The organism is Mycobacterium sp. E2699 (genome assembly GCF_001666745.1).
GTDB lineage: Bacteria > Actinomycetota > Actinomycetes > Mycobacteriales > Mycobacteriaceae > Mycobacterium.
Window position 1 is genome coordinate 1 of sequence record NZ_LZJH01000069.1, and the last position, 843, is coordinate 843.

2 protein-coding genes are annotated in these 843 nt (G+C 69.8%); one reads left to right on the forward strand and one right to left on the reverse strand.

The window, feature by feature from the left end:
* The coding region (locus A5696_RS11555) for a PPE family protein (RefSeq protein WP_231964298.1) at nt 1-440 on the reverse strand (440 nt) is incomplete at its 3' end.
* 227 nt (nt 441-667) lie between these two features.
* Between A5696_RS11555 and A5696_RS27065 the strand changes: the two genes are divergently transcribed.
* Nucleotides 668-843 (forward strand): PPE domain-containing protein (locus A5696_RS27065; protein ID WP_197516869.1); only part of this gene is annotated, 176 nt, incomplete at its 3' end.

Below are 843 nucleotides of genomic sequence, written 5' to 3' on the forward strand. Positions count from 1 at the left end.
TCCTGGGCCCACATCTGCTCGTATTCGGCCTCGGCCGCCGCGATCGCCGGCGCGTTCTGGCCGAACAGGTTCGACATCACCAGCGACACCAGCTGGCCGCGATTGGCCGTGATCGACCCGGGGTCCACGATGGTCGCCAGCGCGGCCTCGTAGGCGACGGCCGCCGCCCGCGCCTGGGCCGCCGACTGCTCGGCTTGCGCGGCCGCCCCGCCCAGCCAGTCCACGTACCCGGCGGCCGCGTTGGTCATGGACGCCGCCGACGGGCCCTGCCAGGCCTGCCCGGCCAGGTCCGAGGTCACGGAGCTGAATGCGCTTGCCGCCGCGCTCAACTCACTGCGGATCCCGTCCCACGCCGCAGCGGCCGCCAACATTGGCGCTGACCCGGCACCGGAGAACATCCGGGACGAATTGATCTCCGGCGGGAGCACCAAAAAGCTCATGACCGCGGTCCCTTCTCAGCAGCGAGCCCCGGGAGCCAAAGTGTGCCGTTGCTCGGGTTCGCACGCAACCGCGACTGCGAGCGCTTGATCCCTGCGGTCCGGTCCGCAACGATCGTGCGGCGGCCGGGATTGGATTCCCGCCTAACGGGGTATGGGGCAGGCCGGAGAATGTACGTTGCTCCAGTGGCTGCTGAAGGTCTGATCAACGACGATCGAGGGGAGCAGTGATGAACTTTTCGGTGTTTCCGCCCGAGGTCAACTCGGTGCTCCTGCTTGATGGGCCGGGCCCGGGGCCGATGCTGGAGGCGGCGGCGGCCTGGGACGGGATCCGCAGTGAGTTGAGCGCGGCGGCAAGCGCATTCAGCTCCGTGACCTCGGACCTGGCCGGGCAGGCCTGGCAGGG